This is a genomic window from Desulfovibrio faecalis, assembly GCF_053570625.1.
In genome coordinates, this window is sequence record NZ_JBRBQR010000001.1 from 2,807,502 (window position 1) to 2,823,664 (window position 16,163).

The 16,163-nt window shown below is 56.8% G+C and carries 13 protein-coding genes and 1 other RNA gene; 10 read left to right on the plus strand and 4 right to left on the minus strand.

From position 1 onward, the window contains the following. Nucleotides 1-276: 276 nt before the first annotated feature. Together ACUZ79_RS12440 and ACUZ79_RS12445 are read right to left on the minus strand one after the other, a co-directional pair. Entirely contained in the window at nucleotides 277-1,935 is a 1,659-nt protein-coding gene (locus ACUZ79_RS12440; protein ID WP_449251782.1) for a ribonuclease J, read from the minus strand. 43 nt (nucleotides 1,936-1,978) lie between these two features. Further along, nucleotides 1,979-3,412, minus strand: coding sequence for a TolC family protein (locus ACUZ79_RS12445; protein WP_449251783.1), 1,434 nt, complete (start codon nucleotides 3,410-3,412; stop codon nucleotides 1,979-1,981). Between the two features lie 553 nt (nucleotides 3,413-3,965). Here ACUZ79_RS12445 and tolQ point away from each other — a divergent pair. From tolQ to ffs, 9 genes are all read left to right on the plus strand, one after another. After that, nucleotides 3,966-4,661 (plus strand): protein TolQ, encoded by a 696-nt coding sequence (gene tolQ, locus ACUZ79_RS12450; protein ID WP_192112869.1) that lies wholly within the window; start codon nucleotides 3,966-3,968, stop codon nucleotides 4,659-4,661. A gap of 1 nt (nucleotide 4,662) precedes the next feature. Beyond that, on the plus strand, nucleotides 4,663-5,115 hold the full coding sequence (locus tag ACUZ79_RS12455; RefSeq protein ID WP_022658281.1) for an ExbD/TolR family protein: 453 nt from the start codon (nucleotides 4,663-4,665) through the stop codon (nucleotides 5,113-5,115). Between the two features lie 9 nt (nucleotides 5,116-5,124). After that, entirely contained in the window at nucleotides 5,125-6,096 is a 972-nt protein-coding gene (tolA, locus tag ACUZ79_RS12460; RefSeq protein WP_240825115.1) for a cell envelope integrity protein TolA, read from the plus strand. Nucleotides 6,097-6,145: 49 nt separating this feature from the next. Further along, on the plus strand, nucleotides 6,146-7,372 hold the full coding sequence (locus tag ACUZ79_RS12465; protein WP_449251784.1) for a TonB family protein: 1,227 nt from the start codon (nucleotides 6,146-6,148) through the stop codon (nucleotides 7,370-7,372). 32 nt (nucleotides 7,373-7,404) lie between these two features. Next, nucleotides 7,405-8,718, plus strand: a complete 1,314-nt coding sequence (locus ACUZ79_RS12470) for a translocation protein TolB (protein ID WP_240825117.1) — start codon at nucleotides 7,405-7,407, stop codon at nucleotides 8,716-8,718. 231 nt (nucleotides 8,719-8,949) lie between these two features. Then, a complete protein-coding gene (gene pal, locus ACUZ79_RS12475) occupies nucleotides 8,950-9,417 on the plus strand; it encodes a peptidoglycan-associated lipoprotein Pal (protein ID WP_192112865.1) in 468 nt (155 codons plus the stop codon). A 347-nt stretch (nucleotides 9,418-9,764) separates the two neighbouring features. Further along, a complete protein-coding gene (locus ACUZ79_RS12480) occupies nucleotides 9,765-10,733 on the plus strand; it encodes a D-2-hydroxyacid dehydrogenase (RefSeq protein WP_449251785.1) in 969 nt (322 codons plus the stop codon). A 9-nt stretch (nucleotides 10,734-10,742) separates the two neighbouring features. After that, nucleotides 10,743-11,576: an amidohydrolase family protein gene (locus tag ACUZ79_RS12485; RefSeq protein ID WP_449251786.1), complete on the plus strand. Its 834-nt coding sequence runs from the start codon at nucleotides 10,743-10,745 to the stop codon at nucleotides 11,574-11,576. A gap of 32 nt (nucleotides 11,577-11,608) precedes the next feature. Then, nucleotides 11,609-11,694: signal recognition particle sRNA small type (gene ffs, locus ACUZ79_RS12490), an RNA gene on the plus strand. Nucleotides 11,695-11,839: 145 nt separating this feature from the next. Here the strand turns inward: ffs and ACUZ79_RS12495 are convergent. Beyond that, a complete protein-coding gene (locus tag ACUZ79_RS12495; RefSeq protein WP_449251787.1) occupies nucleotides 11,840-12,628 on the minus strand; it encodes an FCD domain-containing protein in 789 nt (262 codons plus the stop codon). Nucleotides 12,629-12,955: 327 nt separating this feature from the next. On the opposite strand from ACUZ79_RS12495, the gene ACUZ79_RS12500 reads away from it, so the two are divergent. Continuing rightward, entirely contained in the window at nucleotides 12,956-14,212 is a 1,257-nt protein-coding gene (locus ACUZ79_RS12500) for an NAD(P)-dependent malic enzyme (protein WP_449251788.1), read from the plus strand. Between the two features lie 568 nt (nucleotides 14,213-14,780). On the opposite strand, the gene ACUZ79_RS12505 is transcribed toward ACUZ79_RS12500, so the two are convergent. Further along, complete coding sequence (locus ACUZ79_RS12505) at nucleotides 14,781-16,160, minus strand: sigma-54-dependent transcriptional regulator (protein WP_192112861.1); 1,380 nt, start codon at nucleotides 16,158-16,160, stop codon at nucleotides 14,781-14,783. Nucleotides 16,161-16,163: the final 3 nt, after the last annotated feature.

Sequence of the window (16,163 nt, forward strand, 5' to 3'; positions counted from 1 at the left end):
GCCGCGACAGATAGTAAAGCGGCGCGTTTGCCTGACAAACGCGCCGCTTTTTATGTGCAATGTCAAACTGTAACGTGCATGCTCCTTGCGCATCCTCGTGACGCAGTACCGAACACGCGTCCTGCCCCACCACAGCCTACAGTCTACCTTTTCCTCAAAAGCAAAGCCGTTGCCGACTGGCAGTCGGAAACGGCTTTGGAGCAGTATCGAAGCTATTCACGGGGGAGGATTATCCCTCAACCCCGCAATAATCTGAAAGTTATCTGTAGTTTTGCCCTAGACTTCGCTGATGATGGGCACGACCACGGGGTCACGCTCCAGCACACGGCGGAAGAAGCGCCGCAGCGAAGAACGAATGCCTTCCTGCAAGCGTCCAAGCTGACCGGGGCGGACCGCTTCAATTTCGTCCAGCACCAGGCACTTGGCGTCTTCCAGCAAATGACTGTAGTGCTGCTCGAACACAAAGCCTTTGGAGATCATTTCCGGACCGTGCAGTATACTGCCGGTTTCTGAATCAACCACCAGCACCACAATGACCATGCCCTCATCACCCAGAATGCGGCGCTCCTTAAGCACGGCATAGCCCACATCGCCCACGCCCTTGCCGTCCACGAGCGTACACTCTACAGGAACGCGCTGTTCCAGACGGAAGGAATCTTTGAGCAGGGTAAGGGGCAGGCCGTCTTCCAGCAAGATGACATTGTCCTGCTCCACGCCGCATTCAACAGCAAGACGGCCATGCTTGACCAAATGCTGGTACTCGCCGTGGACAGGCACAAACAGCGTGGGCCGCACGGCTTCAAGCATGTCGCGCAGTTCTTCGCGCTGGCCGTGGCCCGATGCATGGATGGCGTGCACGCTTTCGTACAGCACTTCCGCGCCGATACGGTACATTTCGTTGATCAACCGGGAGATAGCCTTGGCATTGCCGGGGATCATGCGCGAACTCATGACGACGGTGTCGCCCTTGCGGATCTCCAGCTGTCTGTGGCCGCCAAGCACCATGCGCGACAAGGCGGAGAGCGGTTCGCCCTGCGCGCCTGTCACCACCAGCACAATCTGGTCGTCCGGCAGGTCGGGTACGCCGTTGTGCGCGTTGAAAAACGAAGGCGGCAACTTGGCAATGCCAAGATCCCGGGCCATTTCAATATTGTTCGCCAGCGACTTGCCGCTGATGACCACCGTGCGCCCATGCTCGCGGGCAAGGTCAAAAACTTCCTGAATACGCTGAATATGGCTGGAAAAGAGCGTGATGACGATACGCCCTTCGGCCTTGGCAAATATTTTGTCCAGCGAGTCCTTGACCTCGCGCTCCGTGAGGGAACGCCCCTCGCGCACGATGTTGGTGGAATCCGAAAGCAGCAGCCGCGCGCCTTCCGGCCCGGCAAAGTTGCGGAAAAGATTCAGGTCGGGACCTGTGGTGTCGAGGGGATGCGGGTCAATCTTGAAATCGCCGCTGTGCACCACACGCCCCACAGGCGTTTCTACTCCCAGACCAAAGCCTTCGGGAATGGAGTGACAGACGGGGAAAAAGTGGAAGGTCAGATCGCCCAGAGGCAGCACGGTATTGATATCAACGGGGCACAGCTCCACCCAATCCAGAATTTCCCGCTCCCTGAGCTTGTGTTCCACAAGCGCCAAGGTAAAACGTGAGCCATAGATGCGGGTTCCCTTGATTTCAGGCACAATCCAGGGCAGCGCACCAATGTGATCCTCATGCCCGTGCGTCAGCACAATGCCGAGCAGCTTGTCCTTGATGCCGCTGACCGCGCCAAAGTGCGGAATGACAACGTCCACGCCAAGGTGGGCGTCGTCAGGAAACATGAGGCCGCAATCAACCATCACCACACCGCCAGAGGTTTCCCACAGCTGGCAGTTGAGGCCGATCTCTCCCAGCCCCCCGAGGGGGGTAATGTTCAAATAAGGTTCATTCATTCGTAATCGCTTTTGGGCGGCGCGGCTGAGGTCGTGCCGTCGCTCAACGCCGCATAAGATCAGGGTGAAATTCGCCCATGGCCACATATAATTGCGCCAGAGCGGTCAGATAATCGGCTTTTGCTCCTGTTAACGTCGCCTGAGCGGTGGTGAGCTTGGACGAAGCGTCCAGCACGTCAAAGTTGGTGCCCACCTGCTCCTGATAACGAGCCAATGCCACATTGTATGCCTCAGTAGACTGCTCCACGCCCTTTTCCGCCACGGTTATCCGTTTGGCGGCTTCCTGCACGGCAAGCAGTTTCGACTTGATGTCGTAGCCAACGCTGAGTTTCAGGTCTTCTTCGGCATAGCGCATCTTTGTGACCAGCCAGCCTGCCTCTTTGTCGGCATAATACGTGGTTCCCCACTGAAAAACGTCCCAGGTGGCACGGGCGCCCACTTCCCATACGGAGCTGCGTGAACCCCGGTCGCCCTTTTCCTGCAGATCAAGCGAATTACCGCTCTGCGAAATATTGTAATAGGCTTCCACCTGCGGATAATACGCGCTCTGCACGGCCTGCTGCGATTTGCCCGCAATTTCTACCGAGCGCGCCGCCATGTAGAGATCGGGCCGCTGGCGGTAGGCCGCTTCAAGGCACTGCTCCAGTGAACGGGTAAAGGGCACATGGGCAAGCGTGCCGGTAAACTTGATCTTGGCCGTGGCGGGCAGCCCCAGCAGAGTATTCAGCTTGGCAAGGCTCGTGTCGCGGCTGTTTTCGACCTGAATCAAGGTATTCTCGGCCTGACGCACGTCCACCTCTGCCTGGAGCACATCCAGCCGGGGGCGAAGCCCCACACCAAAAAAGGCAGTGGTGATGCGCAGCTGATCCTGCAACCGGGCCAGAGCATCGCGCTGGCTGCGCACGCTTTCTTCGTACCGCAGATAATTCAGAAACTGGGTCTGAACGTTTTCTGTCATGGACAGTTCGGCATTACGCACAGAGGCTTTATCGCTGTCAGCCTGAAGGGCCGCTTTCTGATAATTGGCCAGGAGCTGAAACCCTTGAAACACGGGCTGAGAAATTTCAACGGCCCAAGTGTAGGTGCCTTTTTCCGCTGGTCTGCTACTGCTGGGCAAGGCGGGCGATGTTTTTCTTTCCTGCTTGGAGGCGGAATACGTTGTGCCAAGCTTGGGCCCAAAAGCCCCGCGCGCAGATTTGCGCGCCTCTTCAGAAGACTGCCCCTGCGCCTCTTGCGAACCAAGGCTCGGATTATGCCGCAAAGCGCGATCCACAGCATCGGGCATGGAAACTGCCCCGGAAGGCAAAGCATTGTCCTTGCCCGAAGGCAAGGTTCTTCCGCTAAAAACGGGCACGGCGGCGCTGCCCGAGGGGCGCGCTGCAACAGAAGAATCGGCAAACGCGGCGTTGCTGCCCACAGGCCCAGCAAGCGCACCAACAACAAGAAACACGAGGCCCAGTTCAGGAATGCGTTTCATATATTTACAGACGGAATGGTTCCGTTACCGTTAAAAATTACTTCGACCCGGATTACATACACCGCAGAAGACGGCATTGGCAACACTTCATGGAAAAAGATAATTTTACGCAAAACGACAAAACAGGCATTATTTCAAAGATATTTTTATTCAGCTCCTGCAGAATAATAACTATTTTTACATATACTGTTTACAGAATAAAGAACCATAAGGCGTAACTATCGCGCCTTAGTATACATCAAATGAGTTCAATTTCAACAACAAACAGACGTGCGTATAAAATTGAATTTTAGATAAGATTGCCGCATCTGTTTCAAACCCCGCCAAACAAGATTGCAGTGACACCTAAAATTCCCTGGCCCTAAGGAGCCGCAAGGGGATTCTAAAAAATTTCTTGAAAGTTTACCTCAGTCGTAGCATGCTGCGCAGCAGAGTCCTTGCGGGATTCCGCAGCTCCGCCGTGACGGTTGGCGCATCTTTGCGTCTGCCGTGCTGGCATTTTTTGCGGCGCACTGAAACAGACCACAGTTGTTGCGCAGATATGGAGAACCTCATGGAATTCAGTTTTTTTTCGATGATCGCCCAGGCAAGCCTGGTGGCCAAGGCGGTGCTGGCGTTTCTGGTCATGATGTCCATTGGGAGCTGGGGGCTGATGATCCAGAAATTCATCGGCTTGAGCGCAGCTAACAAAAAGGCTCTCAGCGGCACGGAAAGGTTCGAGAAGGCGGCCAATCTGCGCGAAGCCGTGCAGTCCTTGGGTTCCGACCCAACTTCCCCGCTGTACTACATCGCCCACCAGGGCGTTCTTGAATTCAACCGTTCTAAAGAACTTGGCAACAGCAGTGAAGTGGTGGTCGACAACGTTCGCCGCGCACTGCGTCAGGGTGTGGGCACGGAACTGGCCCGGCTGCAAAGCTCGCTGTCTATTCTGGCCACCTGCGCCAACACGGCCCCCTTTATCGGCCTGTTTGGCACGGTCTGGGGCATCATGAGCTCCTTCCACTCCATCGGCATGCTCAAGTCGGCCTCCCTGGCCACCGTTGCCCCCGGTATTTCGGAAGCTCTGGTTGCCACGGCCATCGGCCTGGCTGTGGCCGTTCCGGCCACCATCGGCTTCAATATCTTCATGGGCAAGCTTTCGCAGGTTGATACGCTGCTGGTGAACTTTGCCGGCGTGTTCCTCAACCGCGTCCAGCGCGAAATCAACGCCCACCGCCCCGTGCAGCGCACGGGCGCAACGGAGATGTAGCATGGGCGCTAGTGTTGGCGGCGGCAACAAGTTTGTTTCGGACATCAACGTCACGCCCTTTGTGGACGTCATGTTGGTGCTGCTGATCATCTTCATGGTGGCTACCCCCATGATGAGTCAGGGGCTGGACGTGGATCTGCCGCAGACCAAGCAGGTGGAAGTGCTTTCTACCGAGGCCGACCACATGGTGTTGACCGTGCGCAATGACGGCAAGATGTACCTTGACGAGTACCCCGTGGACACCATGGAAGACCTTGAGGGGTACTTGCAGCGTCTGGTCAAGGAAAAGAACAAGACGCTCTTTCTGCAGGCCGACAAGGCAGTGCCTTACGGCACCGTTGTGGAAGTCATGGGTCACATCAAGGCCGTAGGCATCGAAAAGCTCGGCGTGATCGCCGAACAGCCCGATGATGCCTCGCCCAAGGGCGGCAAGCCCGCACGCGCCCGAAAATAGGATTGCTCTATGCGCCTGGCCTCATACGTTCTTTCATTCTGCCTGCACGCAGCCATATTTTTGCTGATATGGTTCTGGCCCAGCAGCCCGCCCATCAAGCTGGACACGCCTCCAGTCATGATCAGTCTGGTCGAGGGCGCCACAGGCGGCAACCGCACCCCCTCGCCCATTCTCGGGCATATGGGGCAGCCCGGCGATGGCCCCCTTGCGCCTACGCCGCCCGCCCCCAAGGCGGAAGTGGCCGCGCCCGAGCGCGTTGAAGTCAAAGAGCCCAAACCTGTTCCGCCGCAGCCCAAGCAGGATGCAGCGGCTGTGAAAAAGCCCGAGCCCAAGCCCGAGCCGAAACCGCAGCCCAAGCCGGAACCCAAGGAAGAAGCTAAACCCATCGCGCAGAAAAAAGAAGACAAGCCCAAGCCCAAGGAAGAACCGCAGAAGGAAGCTCCCAAGGATCAGAAGAAGCCGGAGCCTCCCAAGGCGGACGCCAAGAAGGACGCCAAGGAATCCAAGGACGCCAAGTCCAACGTTGACCCTGTGGCAGCAGCCTTGCAACAGGCGCGCAAAGCCAGCTCGCGGGCTGATTCCGGCGACAGAGGCAATGCCGTGGAGCAGGCTCTCGCCCAGGCCCAGCGCCGCGCAGGCGGCAACAGGGGCGGCGGTGGCGGCGAAGGCGCCGGCCCTGGCGGCGGCGGCCTTGGCGATGTGTACATGGGACAGGTCATGCTGGCAGTACGGCCCAACTGGGGCTTTACCTCGGCCAGCCGCCTGAACCTGCGCTGCATCATCAACGTCAAGGTAGACGCGCAGGGAAAGCTGTTGCAGAATCCCGTAGTCACACACAGCTCGGGCAACGCGCAGTTTGACGCCTCCGCAGCAAGCGCCATTGTGCGCACTGCCAATAGCGGCCAGTTCCCGCCTCCGCCTTCAGCGGACTACGGTGACCTTGATCTGGTGTTTACGCTTGACGAACTCATGGGCCGCTAAGGCGGCCACCTAAACGCGCAATTGGTAACGCGCGCATTCAGGAGGATATATGCCTTCCCAACCGCGCACGAACCTCAGCAGTCTTTGCATATGCTCAAGCCTCATCGCCGTGACGTTCTTTTACGTCACGGCGATCGGGGCTTTTGCCGCTTCTGCCGCCAGTGCGGATCAAAGCACCTATGCCGGAAACATGCTGGACAAAATTATTGAGATATGGGCCCCGCCCCCGGCGCTTAAAAGCGATTTCAGGGTGCGCCTCAAGGTCACAGTTAACGGGCGTGGGCAGGTTGAAGACTGCAAACCAGTCAAATCCTCGGGTCTGGAGGCTTTTGACAGTTCTGTATGCGGTGCGGTGCGGCAGGTTGGTTCTTTTGGAACACCGCCTTACGGCGCGCCCATGGACGTGCACCTGACATTCTGGAACGGCACCCCCAAGGGCAAGCCCAAGGCGGAAACCCTCAGTTCGGAAGAAGCGCTGCGGGCCGAGGTCAAGGCCAGAAACAAGGCCGAAGCCGCGCTTGGCGACACAAGAGCCGAAGCAGCTGAAGACCGCGCCCGAGAAAGAGCCGAAGCCATTGCCAGGGCCAACGGCAAGGACGCGCCGGAAGTAAGGGCCGCGCCGGTGGCCCCTGCATCGGCCCCCAAGGCGAATGCTGAAAGCAAGAAAAAGGGCGCAAAGGCTCCGGCCACGGCTCAGGCTGACAACGCACCGGCCACGCAGCTTATCGGCAGGAGCAGCCCCACCGCTGGAGAACAGGCTGCCCCTGCGGCAAAAGAAAAGCCAGCCCGGCAGGTGGACAATCTGCCCACCTATGGTGACCCGGACATGGAGGCCGCATTAGCGGCAGCGTCGGCTCAGGCTCAGACTCAGGCAAAAGCACAACCCCCGGCAAAAACCGATGCAGCCCCCACGCCCTCTGCCCGGGCCACGGTGGCCGCGCCGGGGGCCCCTGCGCCAGGGGCAACGGCAGCTGGCACAACGGCATCTGGCGCATCCGGCGTTGATCGTGTAAAATATCGGCGTGACGCTACCCGGCAGGTTCGCGACGCTATCCTGATCCCTGCCGAAACAGAGCCGGGCGAATATCAGACACGCCTGAGGCTTACGATTTCCCCCCAAGGAGAAATCACAGATTTCAAGGTAATATCGCCCACGGGCGACAAGCTTCTTGACAAATATGTGCAGCGAGGCATACGCCGAGCAGGCAGCTTGCCCCCTCCGCCCGCCGAACTTGGGGGAACGCTGGACATCACCCTTACACTGGTGCGCCGCTGAGGCGTGCTGCTTGAACAAGGAATACTGACGCCATGAAAAAACAGCTTCTTCTCCTGACCCTGGGGTTCTGGCTGGCTCTCGGAAGCGGGGCGCAGGCCGCCATGCGCGTGGACATTTACGGTCCGGGGCAAAACATTGTTAACCTTGCCCTGGCGGCCCCCATCAAGGGCCCCTCTGCTGAAGCGAACAGCATGGGCACAGACCTGCAAAAAATCGTGCAGGAAAACCTGAGCTTTTTGCCCTTTATGCGTCTTACCGATCCCAGAGCAGTGCTTGGCGGCGTTGTTCTGCCCGGGTATGAGCCGCCGTCCCTCGATTTCAAGCGCTTCCAGCTTGCCGGGTCGGACATTGTGGTAACGACTTACTGGCCCGAGGGCGACAGCGGCACCCGCCCCGTGCAGATCCGCGCATTTGAAACCAACACTGGCGGGCGACTTTTCGGCAAGGAGTACCCCAAGGTTACTTCCAAAGACCTGCCCGAAGTGGCCGACCGCTTCTGCGCCGACCTGCTTGAAGCCCTTACGGGCAATGGCGCCTTCTTCCGCTCCACGCTTGCCTTTGTAAAAAAGACGGGCAAGATGAGCGCCAACGTATGGCTGGTCAAGCCCACCGGGCGCGACCTGCGGCAGATCACCAACATGCCCGGCGAGTCCATGTCGCCCGCATGGTCGCCTGATGGTCGCTTTGTGGTCTTTACCCACATTGACGAAAAATCCCATGCCCTCGGCGTTTGGGATCGCTCCAGCGGCAAAGTGCAGCGTATCCGCTTTCCCGGCAACGTGGTTATCGGCCCTGCCTTTATGCCTGACAACAAGGTGGCCGTGGCGCTTTCCAACGGCAAGTACCCTGTTATCTTCCAGCTGAACCACGTTTTCCAGAAAGAACGCGTGCTTGAGCAAAACGACTCCATCAACGTTTCGCCCACATTTGACAGCACGGGCACCAAGATGGCATTTACCTCTTCACGCCTTGGCGGCCCGCAGATTTTCCTCAAGGATCTGAGCAGCGGATCGGTCACGCGCGTGAGCAAAAACGGCACGTACAACACCGAGGCCAATCTGTCGCCTGACGGAACCCTGGTGGTGTACAGCCGCATGACCGATTATGGTCACCGTATTTTTGTGCAAGATATGCTTACCGGCATGGAACGTCAGGTTACTTTCGGCCCCGGCAGCGATGAACAGCCCGCTTTCTGCGCCGACAGTTACTTTATTGCGTTCTCGTCCACGCGCAGCGGTCACGGCATCTACCTGACCACCCGCCATGGCGGCGATGCGAAGCAGGTACCCACCGGTGGTGGTTCCGTCTACTTCCCGCGCTGGGGCATGCCCGGTCAGCAAAAATAGCTAAAAATTAACAGATAGGCCTCTTACCCGCATTTTTACTCGATTTTCCGGCCCTCAGGGGACGAAATGGGTAAAAAATATTTTACGAAAGTGCGTCGAAACCCCCTTCCACGCCTTGACAAAAATTGCGGGCCAGATACCATCTGTTATGCGAGGACGAAACGGCCTCGCGTGTGCAGAAAGGAAAGGTATCAATTTTTTTGGAGAATGAGCTGTTCAGGAGGACACACAATGAAACGCTATGCTCTTATTCTCGCTCTGGTTATGGCCCTTGCCGCCGGCTTCGGTTGCGCAAAGAAAACCACCAGCGAACCCGGCTATGACGATGGCCTGACCCCCGAAATGCGTGCGGCCATCCAGCAGATCACTGACGCCCGCGTCTACTTCGCTTTCGACAAATTCGACATCAAGCCCGAATACAAAGAAATGCTGAAGACCAAGGCCGATCTGCTGAAGAAGTACTCCTCTATCCGCGTGCGCATCGAAGGCAACTGCGACGAACGCGGCACCCAGGAATACAACCTCGCCCTCGGCGAACGCCGCGCCCGCGCTTCCTACGAATACCTGGTTACGCTTGGCGTGAATCCCAGCCAGCTGGAAATGATCAGCTACGGCAAGGAAAACCCCGCCGTGCAGGGTAACAACGAAGCTTCGTGGTCCAAGAACCGCCGCGACGACTTCCGCGTGATCGCCCACTAGTCTTTTTAAGATTAGTACTGAAAGAGCCGCCCTTTGGGGCGGCTCTTTTTTTTGCCCTGCGTACGGCCAGCAAAGGGCTTTACCCAGCACAACCTTTGCACACATATCTGCATCAGCATCTGGCGTTGTTACGGCCTGCGCTGTCTTCGCCCCCTTGTTCCACACTGCGTAGGAACATTGCGTGCAAGCATTGCCGCCCCATCGTGCGCGCCCAGTCCTATTTACCGCCGCAACGTCCTGTCAGCAGAGCAAAAAAATACCCAACTGTTACAGATATATGACTTTGCGCCAGGAACTTGCGGGCAGCGGCATCACAGGATACAGTGCAGGCAACAGAGGTTACCTGCATGAAAATTGCCATTCTTGACGGTGCGGTGCTCAATCCCGGTGATGTGGATTGGGACCCGATCACATCCCTTGGCGATGTGTCCATTTATGAAACCACTCCCACCGAAGCGGTTGCAGAGCGCACCCAGGGGGCAGACGTGGTGCTTGTCAACAAAACCCCGTTGACTGGCGCAAATCTTGCGCAACTGGACAGCAATGTCCGCATGGTTGGCGTTCTTGCCACCGGCTATAATATTGTTGATGTTGATGCGCTGGCCGCACGCAATGTTCCTGTATGCAACGTTGTTGCTTACGGCGTGAGCGATGTGGCCCAGCATGCAATGGCACTCTTGCTTGAACTGTGCCGCCACACGAGCCTGCATTCCGAAAGCGTCAAAAACGGCGACTGGCTCAAATCCAAAAGCTGGTGCTACTGGAAGATCCCGCCTCTGTGCCTGGAAGGCCTGACCATGGGCCTCATTGGTTTTGGCTCCATAGGCCGCCGTATGGGTGAACTGGCCCACGCCTTTGGCATGAGCGTACTCGCCTACTGCCGCACCCCCAAGGATCCGCCGTCCTACGGCCCCTTTGCCTTTGCCACGCTTGAGCATCTGCTTTGCGCATCGGACGTGGTTTCGCTGCACTGCCCGCTGACCAAGGAAACACGCAACATCATCAATGCCAAAACACTTTCGTCCATGCGCAAAGGGGCTATTCTGCTGAATACCTCGCGTGGGCCGCTGGTGGATGAAGCCGCCGCTGCTGAAGCCCTGAAATCCGGGCATCTGCGAGGTCTTGGAACTGACGTGCTTGCACAGGAGCCTCCGCAGGACGACAATCCCCTGTTTTCAGCGCCCAACACGCTGATTACGCCGCACATTGCCTGGGCTACCACACGTGCGCGGCAAAACATCATTGACCTCATGGCGGAGAACATCCGGCGCTGGCAGGCAGGAACTCCCGTCAATGTGGTGAATGGGGTAAAATAAGCGCCAATCATGTACATCGATATACACACCCACGCCTTTCATCCCAAGATAGCGCACAAGGCAGTGGATCACCTGAATGAATTTTATAGCGTCAACTGCGCGGGCGATGGCACCATCGCCCACCTGCTGGAGCGCGAACGTAAGGCCGAGATGGAAAAGTGCGTGGTTTTGTGCGCAGCCACAGCACCGGCCCAGGTTATTCCGGCAAACAACTACGCCATCACCTTGCAAAAGGAGCATGCGGACAGGGTCATCGCCTTTGGTACGGTGCACCCGGGCTATGAAAACTGGGAGGCGGAGCTTAAGCGCATCAAGGGCGCGGGCATCCGTGGCATCAAGCTGCACCCTGATTTTCAGAGCTTCTGGCTGGACGACCCTCGCCTTCTGCCCATTTTTGAAGCAGCGCAAAAAGACTTTGTATTTGAAATCCACATAGGCGACAGAACAACGCCAGCCCAAAACCCCTCCTGCCCTTACAAACTGGCGGCTATTCTGCGTCAGTTCCCCCGCATGAGGGTGATTGCGGCCCATTTTGGCGGCTACCGTATGTGGGCGCATGCGCTTGATGCTCTTGCTGGCAACAGGTTTGAAAACCTTTGGTTTGACACCTCAAGTACAACGCCCTTTGCCACCCCGCTGCTTGCCAAAAAACTTCTTGGGGCTTTTCCGCGAGAACGTATTCTCTTTGGCACAGATTGGCCGCTGTACGACCCTGTGGAAGAACGACAACGCCTGCAACGCCTTGCCAGCCTCAAGGATGCGGAGATGGAAACCATCATGAGCAACGCCACGTCCTTGCTGTGCGACAGTGCCCCGCAGGCGAAAAGCCAGCTCAGCCATTGACAGCCGACCCTCTTTGCGGGTAAGTGTCTTGCCAAGCCGGACGGCGGCAGCACTGCCAACCCCGTCAGGTCCGAAAGGAAGCAGCGGCAACAGACGTTGCCGGGTGTCCGGCCCACAAAAAACCGCAACGGTACCCCGTTGCGGTTTTTTGCGTCCTTGAAAAATCGCGACAATCACAGACCCTGCAAAAAGGAATTGCCGCCGCCCCCAGAGGGCACAGCGGCAATTCCGGTTCTGCTCCAGTTATGCGGGCAGAAGCCTTGCTAATTCTGGTCCTTAGACGGCTCGTCCTCATCAACCATCACATCCACCTGATAAATACCGCGCATTTCGTCCAGGTGAGCGCGCATGGCCTTTTCCGCCAAGTCTGGGTCACGCTTTTTGAGCGCTTCGTACACGCCAACGTGGGCGCGGTATGAACGCTCGCTCTGCTTGCGCACCTGCAAAGAGGCGTACAGAGGCGTGATCAGCCAACCGGCAAAGCCTTCGGCCAAAAGCCCGAGAAAGTTGTTGCCCATGCATTCCACAAGATAGCGATGGAAATCAATATCCGCTTCGGCAAAAGCGCGTATTTCCGATGCGTCCAGCAATCTGCGCTGATTTTGCAGATGCTCGTCAAGGCGGGTCAGTTGCTCATCAGTTATTTCAAGGGCCATGCGCCGCACCACGGCGGTTTCAAAAAAGAGCCGCAGATCGTGCAGTTGACGCCAGCCGTCAGGCGAGCTGGAGTAAATCTCGAGTGTAGCCCTCATCTCGCGCAGCAGGGGCTTGAGCGTCAGGCGGCACACGCGGGCGCGCATGCCGGGCGAGACCTCAATAAGGCCCATGCGCGCCAGACCGGAAAGAGCTTCGCGCACAGCAGGCCGGCCCACGCCGAACTCGTCCATCAACTCGCGCTCGGAGGGCAGCTTTTGCCCTACCTGATAAACGCCGCTCTGAATGTCATCCAGCAGGCAACTCAGCACTTCAGTGTGCACTCTGGGCCGCTGAATGCTGCGCTTTCTTCCGGCCTGTGCATCGGCATCCATATTTTTTGAATTTTCGGTATTCATGGCGAAATTCGTTTCTCCTTGAGGTCTGCGGTACGCCGCATCTTTTTGAAAAAACAAGAATTTGTATGAGTCAAAAAAGCAGTAATCCCATAAACCTTTACAAAATTTTCATAAGATATTTCCTTACCCCATGAATTTCTGTATACTTATACAAGAAGGCCGACACAAAATGCTGCGGCTGACCGGTTACTTCCGGCTATTGCCCGCAATGCCACATTGTTGCTGGCCCAAAAACTTTTTTGAGAGCATGTTCAACTGAGGCTGCCCAGCGCCCACAGGCGCATTTTTTACACTGTCACGGCAGACAAACAGATGAAGGAGCAAGTGATGTCACGTATCAAGAACCTGCGGGAAGAAGCCCTGGCCATGCACAAGGAATATCAGGGGAAAATTGAGGTTCGGGTCAAAGCCCCTGTGCGCGATAACGACGACCTCACCCTGGCCTACTCGCCCGGCGTTGCCGAGCCTTGCATGGAAATTCATAAAGATCCCGCAATGCTTGATGTTTATACAAACCACTCCAACTTTGTCTGCGTTGTTTCCAACGGCACTGCCGTGCTTGGCCTTGGGAGCATCGGCGCTGCCGCTGCCATGCCCGTTATGGAAGGCAAATCCCTGCTGTTCAAAACCTTTGGCGATGTGGATGCCTTCCCCATCTGCGTGGACACCAAGGACACCGGCAAGATCGTGGAGCTGGTTGAACTCATGGCCCCGACCTTTGGCGGCGTGAACCTTGAAGACATCAAGGCCCCTGAATGCTTTGTCATTGAAGACACCCTGAAAAAGAACGGCATCTTCAAAGGCCCCATTTTCCATGACGACCAGCACGGCACCGCCGTTGTTACCCTGGCCGGTCTTATCAATGCTCTGAAAATTGTTGGCAAAAAACTTGATGAAGTGACCGTTGTCACCAGCGGCGCTGGCGCTGCGGGTATTGCCATCATCAAGCTGCTCATGGCCGTGGGCCTCAAAAACGTCATCATGTGCGATTCCAAAGGCGCTATCTGGCAGGGCCGCCCCGAAGGCATGAATCCCTACAAGGATGAAATCGCCAAGCACACCAATCCCAACAAGGTCAAGGGCGGTCTGGCCGAGGCCATCAAGGGCGCCGATGTCTTTATTGGCGTTTCCGCGCCCAACTCCCTGAACGAAGACATGATCCGCAGCATGGCCAAGGATCCCATTGTTTTTGCCCAGGCAAATCCCATCCCCGAAATCTGGCCCCTGCAGCGCGCCTTTGATGGCGGCGCAAAAGTGGTGGCAACGGGCCGCTCCGACTGCCCCAACCAGATCAACAACGTGCTGGCCTTCCCCGGCATCTTCAGGGGTGCCATTGACGTACGCGCCACCGACATCAACGATGCCATGAAGATCGCTGCCGCCACGGCCCTTGCCGAACTCGTCAAACCTGAAGAGCTCAGCCCCAGCATGATCATTCCTTCGACCCTGAACCCGGACGTGGCTCCGCTGGTGGCGGCTGCCACAGCTAAGGCCGCCATGGAAAGCGGCATTGCCCGCGTCCACATGAATCCTGACGATGTGGCGGAAAACCTCAGAAAGCGTCTCGCCAAGCGCCGGGGGTAAAACTTCTGATCGCTGGCTGGTTATCACCATTCAAGGGGTCGCGCATGCAGCGCGGCCCTTTTTTTGCCTGTCTAGCGGGCCAAGATCCTGCGCAGTGCAAATCCGGCACGAACCATGTTTAAACCTCGACAGAAAAAACATTCAGGAAAAACAACTCCCTGTTTGATCACTCGTTCTGTCGATAATACAGCATTTTAAGAAGTGATACCACGCAATATGCCTGTGGGCAAATACCTGCTGCGGCCCTATGTATTTCATAATTCGCCAGATCACTGACTGGTTGCTCAACCTATAAAAATTTATCGTTTCTGTAAAGACCTCTGACGCAAATTTGCAACAGGTCTGGCATCTTCGCCCCTTTTTTCCCAACATACCATCGCGGTATTTAAATAGTTTTTCTACTCAGCAAGGCATGAAAAAAATAAAAAAGGCGCCCTCAGCCGAAGCCAGGACGCCCCTGTTTTTCCTATTGATGGAGGGGCTGAAACACAGACAGCATGTCTGCGAAAACTGTGTTTTGGCTGTAGCAGACAAAAACGCTCGCCTCCTGCCCTGCCCCAAAAACTAATTAATGGCCAGTGATGCCATATTTTTTGAGCTTGTATTGCAGCAGGCTTTTTGAAATTCCAAGATATTCCGCTGCCTTGACCTGCACAAGCTCCGCCCTCACCAGGGCACGGCGGATAAGCGCGGCTTCAATCTTTTCAAGCGTATCAGCCAGATCAAGCTGTACAGGCAGCAGATCCACCGCGCTTTTGAACTGCGATTCTTCATCGCGGATCTCGGCGGGCAGATTGTCCACGTCAATGACATTGCCCGGCACCAGCACAAGGCAGCTTTCCACCACGTTTTCAAGCTGGCGAATGTTGCCCGGCCACTCGTACCCCGTGAGGTAGTTCAACGCTTCCGTACTGAAGGTCTTGGGCGGCATGGAATTGTCTGTGCAGACCTTTTCCACAAAGTGCGCCACAAGCAGGGGGATGTCTTCCCTGCGCTCGCGCAGGGGCGGCAGGGGAACCTGCACAACGTTAAGGCGGTAGTAGAGGTCATCGCGGAATGCCCCCTTCTCCACCAGCGCGGCAAGATCCTTGTTGGTGGCCGCCACCACGCGAATATCCACCTCAATTTCCTCGCCACCGCCCACGCGTTCAAAACGCCGTTCCTGCAAGACGCGAAGCAGCTTGACCTGAAGGTCAGGCGTGAGCTCCGCAATTTCATCCAGAAACAGGGTGCCGCTGTCTGCCTGCTCAAAGCGCCCGCGCCGCATGGCGACAGCACCCGTGAACGACCCCTTTTCGTGCCCGAAAAGCTCGCTCTCAAGCACGCCGGGGTTCAGAGCCATGCAGTTCACCGACACAAAGGGCTTGTCCTTACGGGGGCTGGTATAGTGGATGGCCCGGGCAACCAGCTCCTTGCCCGTACCGGATTCACCAGTAATGAGCACCGTGGAGCGGCTGGGCGCAGCACGCTCAACCATGAGCAAAACGTCCCGTATGGCCCTGCTGCGGCCCACAATCTTGTGGACGCCGTAGCGGTCTTCCATGACTTCCTGCAACAACCGGTACTGACGGTGCGCCCGCGAAAGCTCCACGGCATTGTGGATGGAAAGCAGCAGTTCGTCATTGGAAAAAGGTTTGGTGATGTAGTCAAATGCGCCGTAGCGCATGACCTCGACGGCACTTTCAATGGAGCCGAAGGCCGTCATGATAAGCACCGGAATGTACGGCCAGTTCTTTTTAACCCGCTCGAGCACTTCGCGCCCTGTGACCTTGGGCATTTTCATGTCGGTCACAATAACGTCCACTTCGCTTTCGTCCAGAAATGCCAATGCGGTTTCAGGGTCGCTGATGGCCGTGACTGCATAGCCCTCGTCTTCAAGCAGGGTTTGCAAAACCAGCAGATAGTTTTTTTCGTCGTCAATGATCAGAAGATGCGCTTTTTCACTCATTAT